The sequence below is a fragment of the Butyrivibrio sp. YAB3001 genome (genome assembly GCF_900112195.1).
Lineage (GTDB): Bacteria > Bacillota > Clostridia > Lachnospirales > Lachnospiraceae > Butyrivibrio.
Map to the genome: position 1 here is coordinate 558,450 of NZ_FOKR01000002.1, position 14,137 is coordinate 572,586.

Genomic DNA, 14,137 nt, shown 5'->3' on the forward strand with positions numbered 1-14,137 from the left:
CATACATAGCTAATTCCGCTAAAATATTGAACTTGGAAATCATGTATAAAGGAGCAAACCTATGTTGGAAATCAAAAAGAAACATTTAGACAGACGCGAATGGTACTCAGATAGTGACCGTGACTTTTCATGCATTTATCACAAAGATGACTTTTTTGATGGCGTAATTGGACTTATCACTTTTACAGGGCTCAAAGCCCCTGATCTTGTTGATACTCTCGAAGGCAAAATCTGCATCGCAGACAACGGCTACGAATGGCTTGAACTCGTTCCCAAGAACGGTAATTACGCATTAACTGCTATGTTTCATGACAATGAATTATTCCAGCAGTACATAGATATTTCTCTCAAAAATGAAGTTGCTGAAAATGGGGATGCTTCATTTTATGATTTGTTTTTGGACGTAGTAAAACTGGGAGATGGCACGCTTAATACCATTGACAATGATGAACTGGAATCTGCGCTATCAGAAGGCATCATCACAAAGGAAGAATATGACCTGGCTATACGTACTGCCAATGAAGTAATATCATTTTTCACCTCAAATCAGGATCTTTTGGTAAAAAAACTTTACGAGTACAGAACACTTTTCAAGAATTAATGTATATACCGGCAACTGCCGCAATTACAATTAATCCAATAGGTGATAATCCACTTTTAAGAACTTTTCTGGATGCATAATAAATAAACGCAAGAACAACTGTCATCATGATTGCTATCATATCAACAGATGCATTCAGAATATCGCCTATACAATTCTGCAATATCATGTGCGCCCCTGTCGCGACAATTATACCAATAATACAAGGCTTAAGCCCCCTTAAAGCAGCCTGCACATACGGATTATCAAGCACTTTACTAAGGATTGCCATAACCAGAATAACGATGATAAATGCCGGAGTTACAACAGTAACAGTCGCAATCAATGCACCAAGAATTCCCGCCTTTGTACTTCCAACAAAAGTTGCAAGATTAACCATTATCGGCCCAGGCGTGCTCTCACTCACCGCTATCATGTAGGTAAGCATCTCATCGTCCATCCATCTGTAATACCTGACCACATCCCTTATAAGTGGTATTGCTCCATACGCTCCGCCAAAAGAAAAAAGTCCAACTTTCAAAAATCCAAGAAAAAGATTAAGATATATCATTTATTTTCTTTCTCCTTCCCTGTCTTAGTACCAATAAAATGGAATAAAACACTTAAAAGCGCAGCCACAAGCATCATCGTGATTGAGGATACATTTGTAACTCCAAAGTTCACAAGCAGCATGAGCACAAAGGCACAAATCATGATAACTATAGTAAGAGGCTTTTTCTTTATCTTCTTAGTCATCTTGATTCCCGCATCAAGAATAAGAATCCCTACTGCTATCTTTACACCCTTAAATGCATATGAAACCCATGAAATCTCCAGGAAATTACTAAGAAACATTGCAATCAGATATATTATCAAAAAAGAAGGAAGCACCACTCCTATGGTTGCTGCAATTGCACCAGGGAGCCCTTTCTTTTTATAGCCAACGAAAGTTGCACAGTTTATCGCTATTGGCCCCGGTGTAGACTCAGCAACCACAGTAACATTCATAAGTTCTTCGTGGGTGATCCACTTTTTCTTTTCAACACAGGTATTCTCAATAAGCGAAATCATCGCATAACCGCCTCCAAAGGTGAATGCGCCTATCTTCGCAAACGTCAAAAATAATTCAAGTAAAATATTCATCAATGTACCATCCCATTTCTTTTATTCACATAAAGAATATCCCTCGCAACATTCTCGCACCTAGCGCTGCCTAATTCATGCAATATGTTCCATAAAAAAACTGTAGCTTACGTCTATACAGGCTACAGTTTTTAACAACTATTTATGATTATAGATTCCATGCAGAGGTCTTTCAAGGGAAAAAATCTATACTCACCATATATAACAAAAGATCCGCCCCAACATGTGAAGCAGACCTTTTGGATAATACTATTTATTTTATAGTAGATGCTGTACCAGCTAAGTTCATGCCAATATGCATTGTACCGCCATTTTTCTTATTTCTTAAAGTAATGCCAACATAGCCATCTTTCTTATTATTATATTCAGGATGAGCAACTGATGCTTTTGTTACAGCGTTAGCATAGTTGCGATATATTGAATAATTATCGTTCGAATTATTAGTCCTATTATTTAAGCTAATATAAGTAATCTCCCATCCGTTAGCAGCAGTTGCATTAACTTTGATTACTCCACCTTTTGTTACTTTAAACCTATTAGAAACATAACTACTGTTAGCGAATTTACTAGCCATATTCTTTCCGCCACTAACGTTTGTTATTTTTAAACTTGCTAAAGGATTTTGATATCCTAAAAATGTAACTGGTGCTACATAGTTGGTCTTTCCTGAAGTAAAAGAAATCTCAGCATAACCTGGTTTTAAAGAAGTTGCATTGATATCTATATACTTATTATTGTTTCCGCCAGAATAAGTTGATGGAACAAAGTTTCCATTAATATCAGCATAATAGTACTGTGATGAATTACTATAAGTTGAATATCCATAGATACGTACATTCTTATTTGAGCTTTTTAACTTACTGATTTTTGTTAATCCGTCTACCCTTACACTTGTACTAACACTTCCATTTTTCGATGCTAAATATACTGTTTTCTTTTCTAATGTCTTTTTATTTGCAGCCTCTGATTTTACAGAAGGAGCTACACAAAATGCTAAAACCACACACAAAAGTAATGAAACAATTTTATAAATCTTCTTATTCACTATGCTTTTCCTCTCATTCATAAGTAAATCTAATTATCTACTTTATCTGCGCGCAAGTGTAGTTTATCACTGCCTTCATTACGCAACAATACACTAATTCGAATATTTTTTATCAATTTGCAAGTGTTATTTCACTTTAAAATCAATGATTTGAAATATTAATTTAACAAAGAGTATTTTTTGAAAAAGCAGCCTTATTCTTGCTTTCCACTCTTGTAAAGCACATATTTTCCTTATTTCACTCCAAAATTTTCCATTCAGAAATATTTCTTTTACCAGAATCAAAAGAAACGCCTATCTTATATAATTTCCTTGAATCAGCCTTGAACGGTAAATCATATTCTTTATCTTCTATCTGCACAAGCGCACTATCAGCAGTATCATCACGTTTAAACTCAAATAGATAAATAAACTTGCTTGCCTGTACAACACAGTCAATTCTTCCTGTAAAAGTATGCATTTCACAAACAGTAAACTTTCCAAGTAAAGTAAAAACAAGATATATCACCGTCTGAAAATAATGCTCAAAAGGATCATCCTGAACTGTATATGTAATATTCGCAAATAGTCCTGTCAAAATATCTCTGATTCTATCGAGATTACCATCTTCAATGCATCTTCTGAAAGTAAAGATATCAAGTCCAGAACTTGAACCATAGTTTCCAACATACTCTGGCATAAGGCTTTCTAAAAATCCATACTTAACTTCCTCATTTGGAAAAGCAAGTGTGTATTCGCGAACCTTTTTATCATAATCAGCAATTGATAAATATCCTGTCTGATACAGAAGCGGAATCTGGTCAAGATTATCTTCTGTATAATCTTTCAATGCGCTTTCACTGGCATAAATTGTTCTGTCAGTAAACCTCCTGGCATCAAAGCCACTCTTTTTCAGTCTTTTTATCAAAAATGTAGGTGTTCCTGTTTCGAACCAATAGGAACCAAAATCCATTTCATCAAAAGCTTTCAGTATACTAAATGGATTATAGACAGCTACTCCATTAGTGCAAAAATGGTAACCATCATACTTAATCCTTAATTGTTCCTTGCACTCATCATAAGACAGTTCCTGACTATCGGCTAAATCCTGTATTTCGGACTTAAAGAAGTTTTCAAGTTCATCATCAGTTAGTCCGCATATCCCGGCAAACTGCTTATTCAAAGATATGTCATTTAGCTGATTCAGGTCACTAAATATACTTACTTTATGAAACTTCGTAACTCCAGTGATAAATACTGATTGAATGTGATTGTCAAAACTTTTTAATGTGCTGAAAAAGCCTTTACAGACAGCTTTATTGTGTTCCTGAATATCCTCATTTTCAACAACATCCAACAGTGGCTTATCATACTCATCAACCAGAACAACACAGCGAAGCCCGGTTTTCTCATGTGCTTTTAATAATAAATCTTGAAATCTTTCACCTAAGCCTTTCTCTTTTCCGCTGATGTCGTATTGTTCTTCCCAACGTTTTAAATGAATATCCAGAGTCTTCTCAAGCGCATTCTCTTCCAAATAATTCTGCCCATTAAAATCAAAGTAGAAAACAGGATACGTTTTCCAGGCATCCGCGTTGTCTTTTTCCAATTCTTCTATTCTTAACCCGGTAAAAAGATTCTTCTTTCCTTCCCAATATGCCTGCATAGTTGAAAGCAGTAAGCTTTTCCCAAATCTCCTTGGTCTGCTAAGAAAATATGGAACATTACTATGAGCAATGGTATATACATACTCTGTCTTATCGACATAGACAAATCTCTCTTCTCTTAATTTTTCAAATGCCTGTATTCCAATCGGAAGCTTTCTATGCATAATGAGCCCTCTTCTTCACTAATAACTAACTAAAATTATAGTTTGAACCAACAAGGCTTTCAAGAAACAATTACATTGTTTGAAGTATTGTTACTGTTCAAACAGTAAATTGCACTACGCTGCGCATTTCGTAAAAAAATGATTCAGGAGTAAACACATGCAAATAAACAGCAAATAAGCATTCATACACAGCCTCGCAGCGAAGCTATCCATTCAGAAATGTGCAGTTCTCGGACGAGCAGGATGATTTACAAAACGAGAAATCTAAGGAAGGTCGACTGTTTCGAACAGCGCTGAGAGGAGACCTTCCTTAGATTTAGAGCTTTAGTAAATCACCGCGCAGACGAAAACAAACATTTCAGGATGGATAGCTTAGCTGCGAGGCGTATAAATACGTATAAATGCGTAAAAAGTCGTAAAGGAAAGGCTGCTACATTAACAATAATGCAACAGCCTTTTGGTTCATACTCAATTATTCATTTCTAAAATCAATATTCTCAAGGAATGAAACGTATCCTCTCTTAGCCTCGTAGAGGTCAGCCTTGGAGATTGCTTCCCATGGAGCGTGCATGTTGAGAACTGCTACGCCGGAATCGATAACATTCATGCCATAAAGTGCAAGGATGTAAGCGATTGTTCCGCCGCCACCAACATCTACCTTACCAAGCTCTGCTGTCTGGTAGATAATGCCATCTTTTTCAAATGCACGTCTGATCTCTGCGATGAACTCTGCGTTTGCATCGTTGGAGCCTGACTTTCCTCTTGCGCCTGTAAACTTGTTAAATACAAGACCTTCACCAAGGAATGCAGCATTCTTCTTTTCAAATGCTGATGCATATGTAGGATCGTAGCCGGCACTTACGTCTGAAGAGAGCATGCAGGAATTTGCAAGACATCTTCTAAGTGCAAGGTCGTTATAACCTTCTTTTGTAAGGTTCATAAGCTCTGCAACAGCATTCTCAAAGAATCTGCTCTGCATACCTGTTGCTCCGACACTGCCGATTTCTTCCTTATCAACAAGGATGCAGCAGCCTGTTCTCTTAAGGTTCTTAACTTCAAGAAGCGCTCTCATTGAAGGGTAAGCACATACTCTGTCATCATGGCCATAACCAAGGATCATTGATCTGTCAAAGCCGGCATCTCTTGCCTTACCAGCAGGAACAATCTCAAGTTCTGCTGAGATAAAGTCTTCCTCTTCAAATCCGTAAAGATCATTTAAGATTGCAAGGATTCCACGGCGAACTGCGCCTGAAACCTTTCCGCTTTCAGCCTTTTCTTCTTTTTCAGCTTTAAGAGCATACTTCTGACCATCTGTAAGCTTGCTTGCAGCCTTATCTTCCTTTTCAGGCTTCTCCTTGTCGCTTTCTACAACGAAAGGTCTGTGACCGATGATAAGATCAAGAGCTTCACCCTCGATTACCTTAGCAGCCTTTTTATCAAGCTGTTCTGCTGCAAGATGAATAAGAAGATCTGAAATGAAGAATACAGGATCATCCTCATCCTCACCTACGTTAAGCTGAACTGTTGTGCCATCTTTTTTTACAACAACGCCGTGGATAGCAAGAGGCATTGCAACAAACTGGTACTTTTTGATTCCACCATAATAATGTGTATCAAGATAAGCAAAACCGCTATCTTCATAAAGAGGATTCTGCTTAACATCAATTCTTGGAGAATCGATGTGTGCTCCAAGGATATTAAGGCCCTGCTCAAGTGGTTCAGAACCCATCTGGAACATAACAATGCACTTGTTCATCCAGACACTGTAAACCTTATCACCCTTCTTAAGCTTTGTCTTGCCGCCGATAAGAGTGTTAAGCTCTCTGTAGCCGGCTGCCTCAATCTCGTTAACGATTGTATCGATTGCCTCGCGCTCTGTCTTGGCATTATCAAGAAAGTTCTTATAATCTTCAGCAAACTTATCAACTTCTTTAAGCTGTGTCTGATTATAAACAGTCCAGACATTTTTTCTATTCATAAATTAACTCTCCTTTCAATTAAATACTTAAACAGCCTATTTACATACAATCTTGGATATTACATCAAAAATTGTAACACTATCAGGATCTAATCTCAATTCCCATTGTAAATTGGAGCTTTCTAAGCATCTTATCTACATATCCATTTACTGCTTCAAATGTAAGTTCTTCATCCTTAGGGGTGAATGTGATAGTAAATGCCATGCTCTTCTTTGTTGGAGGAATAGGAAGTCCCTCATAAACGTCAAAGAGCTTAACATCTGTCACATACTTGCATGAGCCGTAAATAGCTTCTTCAACTTCTCCGCAGGTTACTGTCTTATCCATGATAAGAGCAAGGTCACGTTTAACAGTTGCAAACTTTGAAAGAGGCTCATATACAGGAGTCTTTCCATACCACTTCTCAAGAACAGAAAGATCAATCTCAGCGATGTAAGCAGGAATTCTCATATCAGTGTCATCCTGGATCTCATATGTAATCTGTCCAAGATAACCAACCTCTTCACCTTCACATGTGATCTTTGCAGCTCTGTAAGGGTGAAGGAATGTCTTTTCTGCAGGTTCATATTTGAAGTTTAAATGAAGCGCATCTGCAACAGTCTCTGTAAGTCCCTTTAAGGTAAAGATATCTTCTCCCTCACCAAAAATACCGATGCAGATAGTTGCCTTCTCATCAGGATAATCAGTAAGTGGGAGTGACTTTGGAACAAATCTGTTTCCCAGTTCAAATAATCTTCCCTCAAGAGTTCCCTTCTTCTGGTTTCTTGCAATTGCCTGAATCATCTGAGCAGCAAGTGTTGTTCTCATCAAAGAAAGGTCTTCATTGATAGGGTTAAGAATTCTGATAGCATTCCTCTCAGGTGCATCCTGTTCAAATCTTAAAAGATCAAGGTCACTTGGTGAGAAGAATGAATAGTGCATACATTCATATGCTCCCTGGGCACAAAGAGCTCTCTTAAGTCTAAGCTCAGTCTTCTGTCTAAGATTTCTTCCGCCCATTGTTACGTTTGCATTTGTAAGGAATGTAGGCTGAACATGTTCGTAGCCATACATACGGATAAGCTCTTCTGCGATGTCAGGATAATCTTCCATATCTTCACGATATGCAGGAATCTTGATTGTAAGCTCATCTCCATTTATTTCAGGTTCAAAATTAAGATTTGTAAGGATTCTCTTGATCTCATTTTCAGGAACTTCAATTCCAAGAACACCATTAACCTTTGCGATTGAAGCCTTCATTTCCTTCTTCTCAAGGTTGTTTCCGGTATTTACATCAACATGAGTCCTGGAAACCTTACCTGCGCCAAGCTGTTCAATAAGATGAAGCGCTCTCTTCATTGCAATAACTGTAGTATATTCGTAAACACCCTTGGCAAAAGCAGCTGATGAATCAGAAGACTGACCAAGCGCTCTTGAGCTCTTACGGATATTGTCACGCATAAACTTAGCTGCTTCAAAAGTAACTGTTGTTGTGGTATCACGAATCTCAGAATTAAGACCTCCCATGATACCTGCAAGAGCTACAGGTTTAACGCCATCGCAGATTACAAGGTTATCTGTAGTAAGTTCAAACTCATTCTCATCAAGAGTAACAATCTTTTCGCCCTGTTTTGCACGTCTTACGACAATCTTGTTTCCTTCAAGGAAGTTGCCGTCAAAAGCATGCATTGGCTGACCAAGTTCTCTCATGATGTAGTTTGTGATATCAACGATATTGTTGATTGAATTATTGCCTACAAGAGCAAGTCTTCTCTTCATCCAGAGAGGGCTCTCTGAAAGCTTTACATCATAAACATAGTGACCGATATATCTTGGGCAAAGATCCGGGTCTTCAACAGTTACGCTAAAACCTTCGTTCTCCACATCAGTTTCTGTATAGCTTAAGTCAATCTCTTTTAATGGCTTATCAAGCGCTGCTGCTACTTCTCTTGCAAGACCATAAATACTCTGACAGTCAGGTCTGTTAGCAGTGATTGAAACATCAAAGATCCACTCATCAAGACCAAGGAGCGGCTTTACATCAATACCAACTTCTGTATCTTCTGGGAAAACAAGAAGTCCGTTATAGCCTGCGCCCGGATACATATCTTCTGAAACACCAAGTTCAACACCTGAGCAGAGCATACCTTCTGACTCATAGCCACGAAGCTTACCTTTTTTAATTGTAGCAACGCCAACAACTGTTACATGATCCTTGGCTGTCTCGATAACTGTAGCGCCAACAAGAGCAAGTGGATACTTACCTCCAGCCTGTACATTATCTGCGCCGCAGCATACCTGGAAAGTACCATGCTCACCGGCATTTACAGTACAAACATGAAGATGTGTGTCAGGAATGGCCTCACAAGTCAATACTTCACCGACTACAACATTTGAAATATCCTTGCCGACTTCCCAGCACTCTTCAACCTCAAATCCACAGTCGAAAAGCTTTTTCTCAAGTTCTTTAGGTTCAATATCTATATCAACAAAATCTTTAAGCCAACTTAAAGGTACTAACATTTTATTTTCCTCCTGGTTTTAGAAATCAATGAATCATTCGTAATGATCAATCTGCTTAAGCACGTCAATATCTGACTCATACAAAAGTTTGATATTGTTGATGCCATATTTCAGCATAGTTGCACGCTCAATACCGATACCAAATGCAAATCCGCTGTACTCTTCAGAATCAATTCCACAGTTCTCTAAAACTTTCTTATTAACAACACCAGCGCCAAGAACCTCAATCCAGCCGGTACCCTTGCAGAGGTTACATCCCTTACCACCGCAGGCAAAGCAGCTGCAGTCTACTTCTACAGAAGGCTCTGTGAAAGGGAAGTATGATGGACGAAGTCTTGTTGTAGTTCCCTCACCAAAGATTTTCTGTGCAAAAAGATCCAGCGCTCCCTTAAGGTCACAAAGTGTAATATTCTTATCAACAACAAGTCCTTCCATCTGAGAGAACATAGGTGAATGAGTTGCATCATCATCTGAACGGAAAACCTTACCGGGAGATAAAATCTTGATCGGTGGTTTCTTGTTCTCCATAACGTGGATCTGACCTGATGAAGTCTGAGTTCTAAGAAGGAACTCAGGGCTTAAATAAAATGTATCCTGCATATCTCTTGCGGGATGATCCTTAGGAGTGTTAAGGGCAGTGAAATTGTAATAGTCATTCTCAATCTCAGTTCCTTCATATATCTCGAATCCCATTCCTGCAAAGATATCGATAAGAGTTTCTCTCATCTGAGTTACAGGGTGAAGATTTCCGGTGTAGCGTATCTTTGCAGGCATTGTTACATCCTGCTTCTCGCTCTCATATCTAAGTTTAAGTTCTTTTTCCTTAAGCTTTTTATCAAGTTCTTCGAACTGTTCAAGAGCCCACTGCTTAAGCTCATTTACATTCTTACCATACTCAGCGCGGCTCTCTGCCGGGATGTTCTTCATCTCCTTCATAAGTGCGCTGATCTTACCATTCTTATTGTCCATGAAGGTCTTCTTCATTTCATAGACAAGCTTAGAACTGTCAAGCTTTGATGCATTTGCTTTGATTTCTTCACGAATTGCTTCAATTTTCTCGTGTAATGCGCTGTTTTCCAAATTTCCTTCCTCCTATGATTCCTATAATGATACTTCCTCTACACTAAATCCGATAAAACAGCTTTTAGTGCAGTACATAAAAAGTCCCTTGTATAGCCTAAACTATACAAGGGACGAATCAATCATTTCCGCGGTACCACCCATGTTCATGCTCCCACAAAAGAACATGCACTCAGTTTCCGCAACCTCTTATAAAAAGAAATTGCTCCACTTTGTCCGTAACGGGGACAACCGTTCAAAGCTAGCAGTAATATAACCTTCACCCTGACTGCTCCGGTGGGAAATTTCCGTATATAACATTGCCATAAGAGGCTCTCAGCCAGTGACCTCTCTCTCTGGAATGGATGATATAACATCTTAGGGCAAAAGCCCAACACCTTCAACGCATTTAAACCATATATACTTAATTATTGTATTCACATATTAAAAAAAGTCAAGGTGTTTTTCGACATCAACTGTCAGTTTTTGGCAGGTCAACCCTTGCTCTGCCAAAGTATTTACTGAGCTTAGATCAGCCAAAAGTAAAGGAATGATGTTATAGCACAAAGTCCATAAATTGAAATGCGAACAATATGTTCTTCCTTCACATTTTTCAAACCACGAAGAATAAAACCATAACAAATAAAAAAACTTAAAAGTAACATTACGAAATATCCAATGATTTCCACTGCTCGAAAAGGATAATTCATACCTCGTAACAAACTTAATACATACAAAATTCCAAATAATAATATTCCAATTACAGCTCCTAAAAAATAACAAATTTCAAAGATAACAAATAAATTTTTCTTTTTACTTATCCCTGCCAATTGTAAAATCTCATCTGTCTTTGCATATATTTCTTGCTTTGCCAATTCAAAATAAAGGTCTAATGTTATTACAGATATCATTAAATACATTTCCGTAAATATGAATATCTTTCTATATAGCTCTCCCTCCAATGAAAATGAATTCATTGTAATCATTCCAATAAGCAAAACAATCAGTTTTATTGCCAATTTCTTTTGCATAAGTAATTTTTTATACTCTCTCATGCAAATACTTTTCCACCAGCAATCTTCTCTACCGGTAAATACTGAGCATTGTTTTCCTGCTGCCTTTTCATGATTAAATCGCTTATGATTCACACTATAAACATTAGCAATGTATAAAACAATCATAATTACAGCTGCAATCACAATGAAATATTTTTTTGCAATAAAAACTTCTAAAAAATGAAATAAAATAAATACTGCAGCGACTCCAATAACATTACAAGTAAGTGTTGTAGTGTTATATTGTTTCATATTGATCACCATAAATAATGTACTTAAGGAACAAATCACTGCAGCCATGATAATCATTAGATTATCCATTATGCCTACGTTTGTGATTGCTACCGCTTTATCTATAAAAAGAGCGCCAAGATTATTTATTCTAATTCCCAAGAATGTTACTACTATTGCCATTACAGATGGCATGAATATTTTTGCAAATACAAATTTCTCCGCTTTAAATCTGCTTAATAGGATCAGCTCCATTGTACCGGTTTTCATTTCTCCGATCATTGCCATGTAGACAAATTCTGCACTCACACAAGCTGTAATGAAGGAGGCTAAATATAGGGATTCTTCTATTGGAAGAAGTGGTGTCTTCGCAATTACATTTAGTATAAATTGATACACAACGCAAAAAAGCAAAAGAAAATAGACTTTTTTGCACTGTAGTAATTCTTTTATTTCTTTTCGAATAAAAAACATAATGTTTATAAACTCCTCAAATTCTGATTATTGCACTATCTAATGATTTTATATAATACTCATCATGAGTGACTGTAATAATCATCATTTCATTTTGCAATTTTTTCAGAATATTAATAAGTTCTTCCTTTGCCTTTTCATCAAGTCCGCCTGTCGGTTCATCAAGTACCAGCACCTTTGGAGATGTTAACAAAGTACAAAGTAATGCTGCCTTCTTCTTCGTCCCTAACGACAATTCACGAACATAGGCATTCATATATTGTGTAAGCGAATATGCTTTGCTCCATTGCTCAAAATTTTCCCTTACATTAGAAAATTTTTTATTATAGAGTCCCAATCGAAAAATGATATTATCTTTTAAAGTCAGATTCTCATACAGTCCGTTATAATCCGGAACATATCCGATTGTGTCTTCCTGGTCCTTTTGAATAGTTCCTGAATTTGATTTTATTAAACCTAATATCAGCTTTATTAATGTAGTTTTCCCTCTTCCGTTTTCTCCATAGATTATGTATGATTTCCTATCTTCAAATTCATAGGAAAAATCTGAAATTATTTCTTTTTCCAAATCATACGCATATGATATGTGGTTAACTTTTATCATGGTATTTATTTCCCCAATCTACAATTTCCTCCGGCAAAAGATATCCATTGACTTCATATCTTTTATCACTTCAGAATTCAACAGATAGTAATACTACTCTTTAACTTGTTCCTTGACAACAACCATCAACTTGCAAGATCTCTTCTGTTATAATTCCAAAATGCAAATACTACTCCGCATACAAGAAGCACTACTGCAAGAACCAGTCCTTTTACAGGAGTTTCGGCATCCGTAAAGATCTCGGCTGCGTTGGCATAGGAATATGGACCGACAAAAAGATAATCCTTTAAGTCAGGAATTACTCTGCCCATTACATCATAGGCGTAGAAGAAAAGAGCAATTCCAAGCCCCAGTCCCATTCTGTTTTTTCCGGTAAGTGATGAAAGGCCAAAACATATTCCGGCTATCTCTGCGTTCATAAGAAGCTGCCTGCCCATAAAGGTAAAAAACTGATCCATAGGCATATCTTCCCCAACGACCTTAAACCCAATCAGGTAAAAGCAAATGCATACCACAGTAAATACGATTACCATAAATCCGACGCATACAGCCTTTGCTGTAAGTATCCTGCTTCTTGATAAAGGTAGGGAAAAAAGAAATTCTCCGGTGTGAGCATCCTCTTCTTTTGAAATAATGCCTATTGCTGAGATTGCCGCAAACATTGCGCTTCCAAGGCCATGAACCGCACCGATCTCTGTTGCAAAATATCCTTTTAATGTCGCTATGCTAAGAGTGCTCATTCCAAAAGCCTCTGAAAATGCGCCCATATTTGAAAAAGCATCTGCCATATCCTTCATCTCGCCTTCCATTGACTGATATAACAAAATGCAGGTAAGTCCCAAAAGGCCAACAGATATGCTCCATATAAGCAGATTTTTTGTATTTAACAGAATTTCTCTTTTAATAATGGATTTCATGTTCACTCCTCCTCTTCATAGAAACTCAAAAATGTCTCATCATCAATATGAGGCGTATCAAGCATCGTAAGCCTTCCCTCCCTCATGATTGCCGCATTTTTGCAGTATTTATCCACTTCGGAGAGCACATGAGTAGACAAAAGACATGTTGCTCCTTTATCTACATATTCATTTATGAGTTGAAAGAACTTCTTTTGCATCAATGGATCAAGACCGCCTGTTGGCTCATCAAAAATAAAGAGCTTTGGCTTATGCTGCATAGCGCACACAATGCTGACTTTCTTCCTGTTTCCCAAAGAGAGCTGCTTTATCTTCTTTTGCGTGTCAACTTTAAGTCTCTCGCAGAGCATCTCGGCTTCTTTGCTGCAATCAATCCCCCTTACATCCGCAGCGTATTTTATTACATCTGCTACTTTCATGGAATCATAGAACCATGCTTCTGAAGGCATATATCCAACTTCTTTCAGGATTTTCTCATGATCCTTGATGCTGTCCATTCCAAGTATCTTTATTGAGCCTTCATTTATCTTTAGAAAGCCAAGCATAGAGCGTATAGTTGTTGATTTCCCTGCTCCATTTGGACCAAGAAAACCAAAAATATCCCCTTCCTTAACGCTCAGCGAAACATCTATTACTCCCCTGCTCTTCCCGTAGCTTTTAGTTAGATGGCTTATCTCAATTACATTTTCTCTCATAATGCACCTCCGTCTTCTCTTAATACTTCATAACAAAAAGAAA

At 37.5% G+C, this 14,137-nt stretch carries 12 protein-coding genes; 1 reads left to right on the forward strand and 11 read right to left on the reverse strand.

From position 1 onward, the window contains the following. Window positions 1–61 precede the first annotated feature (61 nt). Window positions 62–601 carry a DUF402 domain-containing protein gene (locus BM086_RS02380; protein WP_092322823.1) on the forward strand — a complete coding sequence of 180 codons (540 nt, stop codon included), beginning with the start codon at window positions 62–64 and terminating at the stop codon, window positions 599–601. Here BM086_RS02380 and BM086_RS02385 read toward each other — a convergent pair. From BM086_RS02385 to BM086_RS02435, 11 genes are all read right to left on the reverse strand, one after another. Continuing rightward, a complete protein-coding gene (locus tag BM086_RS02385) occupies window positions 591–1,151 on the reverse strand; it encodes a chromate transporter (protein WP_092322826.1) in 561 nt (186 codons plus the stop codon). The two genes, BM086_RS02380 and BM086_RS02385, sit on opposite strands and share 11 nt — an antisense overlap. Beyond that, window positions 1,148–1,723 carry a chromate transporter gene (locus BM086_RS02390; protein ID WP_092322829.1) on the reverse strand — a complete coding sequence of 192 codons (576 nt, stop codon included), beginning with the start codon at window positions 1,721–1,723 and terminating at the stop codon, window positions 1,148–1,150. The genes BM086_RS02385 and BM086_RS02390 overlap by 4 nt, the downstream gene beginning before the upstream one ends. A gap of 253 nt (window positions 1,724–1,976) precedes the next feature. Next, window positions 1,977–2,768 (reverse strand): hypothetical protein, encoded by a 792-nt coding sequence (locus BM086_RS02395; protein WP_092322832.1) that lies wholly within the window; start codon window positions 2,766–2,768, stop codon window positions 1,977–1,979. Window positions 2,769–3,006: 238 nt separating this feature from the next. Further along, complete coding sequence (locus BM086_RS02400; protein ID WP_092322835.1) at window positions 3,007–4,578, reverse strand: ATP-binding protein; 1,572 nt, start codon at window positions 4,576–4,578, stop codon at window positions 3,007–3,009. Between the two features lie 472 nt (window positions 4,579–5,050). Next, window positions 5,051–6,556, reverse strand: a complete 1,506-nt coding sequence (locus BM086_RS02405; protein ID WP_092322839.1) for an aminopeptidase — start codon at window positions 6,554–6,556, stop codon at window positions 5,051–5,053. Window positions 6,557–6,638: 82 nt separating this feature from the next. After that, the gene (gene pheT, locus BM086_RS02410; RefSeq protein WP_092322842.1) at window positions 6,639–9,059 is read right to left on the reverse strand and encodes a phenylalanine--tRNA ligase subunit beta; all 2,421 of its coding nucleotides are present in this window, start codon (window positions 9,057–9,059) and stop codon (window positions 6,639–6,641) included. A gap of 33 nt (window positions 9,060–9,092) precedes the next feature. Next, window positions 9,093–10,139 (reverse strand): phenylalanine--tRNA ligase subunit alpha, encoded by a 1,047-nt coding sequence (pheS, locus tag BM086_RS02415; protein ID WP_092322845.1) that lies wholly within the window; start codon window positions 10,137–10,139, stop codon window positions 9,093–9,095. 506 nt (window positions 10,140–10,645) lie between these two features. Beyond that, window positions 10,646–11,878, reverse strand: a complete 1,233-nt coding sequence (locus BM086_RS02420; protein WP_092322848.1) for a hypothetical protein — start codon at window positions 11,876–11,878, stop codon at window positions 10,646–10,648. A gap of 16 nt (window positions 11,879–11,894) precedes the next feature. Further along, on the reverse strand, window positions 11,895–12,482 hold the full coding sequence (locus BM086_RS02425; protein ID WP_092322851.1) for an ATP-binding cassette domain-containing protein: 588 nt from the start codon (window positions 12,480–12,482) through the stop codon (window positions 11,895–11,897). 125 nt (window positions 12,483–12,607) lie between these two features. Then, window positions 12,608–13,399 carry an ABC transporter permease subunit gene (locus BM086_RS02430; protein ID WP_092322854.1) on the reverse strand — a complete coding sequence of 264 codons (792 nt, stop codon included), beginning with the start codon at window positions 13,397–13,399 and terminating at the stop codon, window positions 12,608–12,610. Between the two features lie 2 nt (window positions 13,400–13,401). Beyond that, entirely contained in the window at window positions 13,402–14,094 is a 693-nt protein-coding gene (locus tag BM086_RS02435; protein ID WP_092322856.1) for an ABC transporter ATP-binding protein, read from the reverse strand. Window positions 14,095–14,137 lie beyond the last annotated feature (43 nt).

Bases quoted from the DNA above. Each gene is read 5' to 3' on its own strand.
- BM086_RS02380 (WP_092322823.1), top strand. From the start codon at position 62: ATGTTGGAAATCAAAAAGAAACATTTAGACAGACGCGAATGGTACTCA.
- BM086_RS02385 (WP_092322826.1), bottom strand. From the start codon at position 1,151: ATGATATATCTTAATCTTTTTCTTGGATTTTTGAAAGTTGGACTTTTT.
- BM086_RS02390 (WP_092322829.1), bottom strand. From the start codon at position 1,723: ATGAATATTTTACTTGAATTATTTTTGACGTTTGCGAAGATAGGCGCA.
- BM086_RS02400 (WP_092322835.1), bottom strand. From the start codon at position 4,578: ATGCATAGAAAGCTTCCGATTGGAATACAGGCATTTGAAAAATTAAGA.
- BM086_RS02405 (WP_092322839.1), bottom strand. From the start codon at position 6,556: ATGAATAGAAAAAATGTCTGGACTGTTTATAATCAGACACAGCTTAAA.
- pheT (WP_092322842.1), bottom strand. From the start codon at position 9,059: ATGTTAGTACCTTTAAGTTGGCTTAAAGATTTTGTTGATATAGATATT.
- BM086_RS02420 (WP_092322848.1), bottom strand. From the start codon at position 11,878: ATGTTTTTTATTCGAAAAGAAATAAAAGAATTACTACAGTGCAAAAAA.
- BM086_RS02425 (WP_092322851.1), bottom strand. From the start codon at position 12,482: ATGATAAAAGTTAACCACATATCATATGCGTATGATTTGGAAAAAGAA.
- BM086_RS02430 (WP_092322854.1), bottom strand. From the start codon at position 13,399: ATGAAATCCATTATTAAAAGAGAAATTCTGTTAAATACAAAAAATCTG.
- BM086_RS02435 (WP_092322856.1), bottom strand. From the start codon at position 14,094: ATGAGAGAAAATGTAATTGAGATAAGCCATCTAACTAAAAGCTACGGG.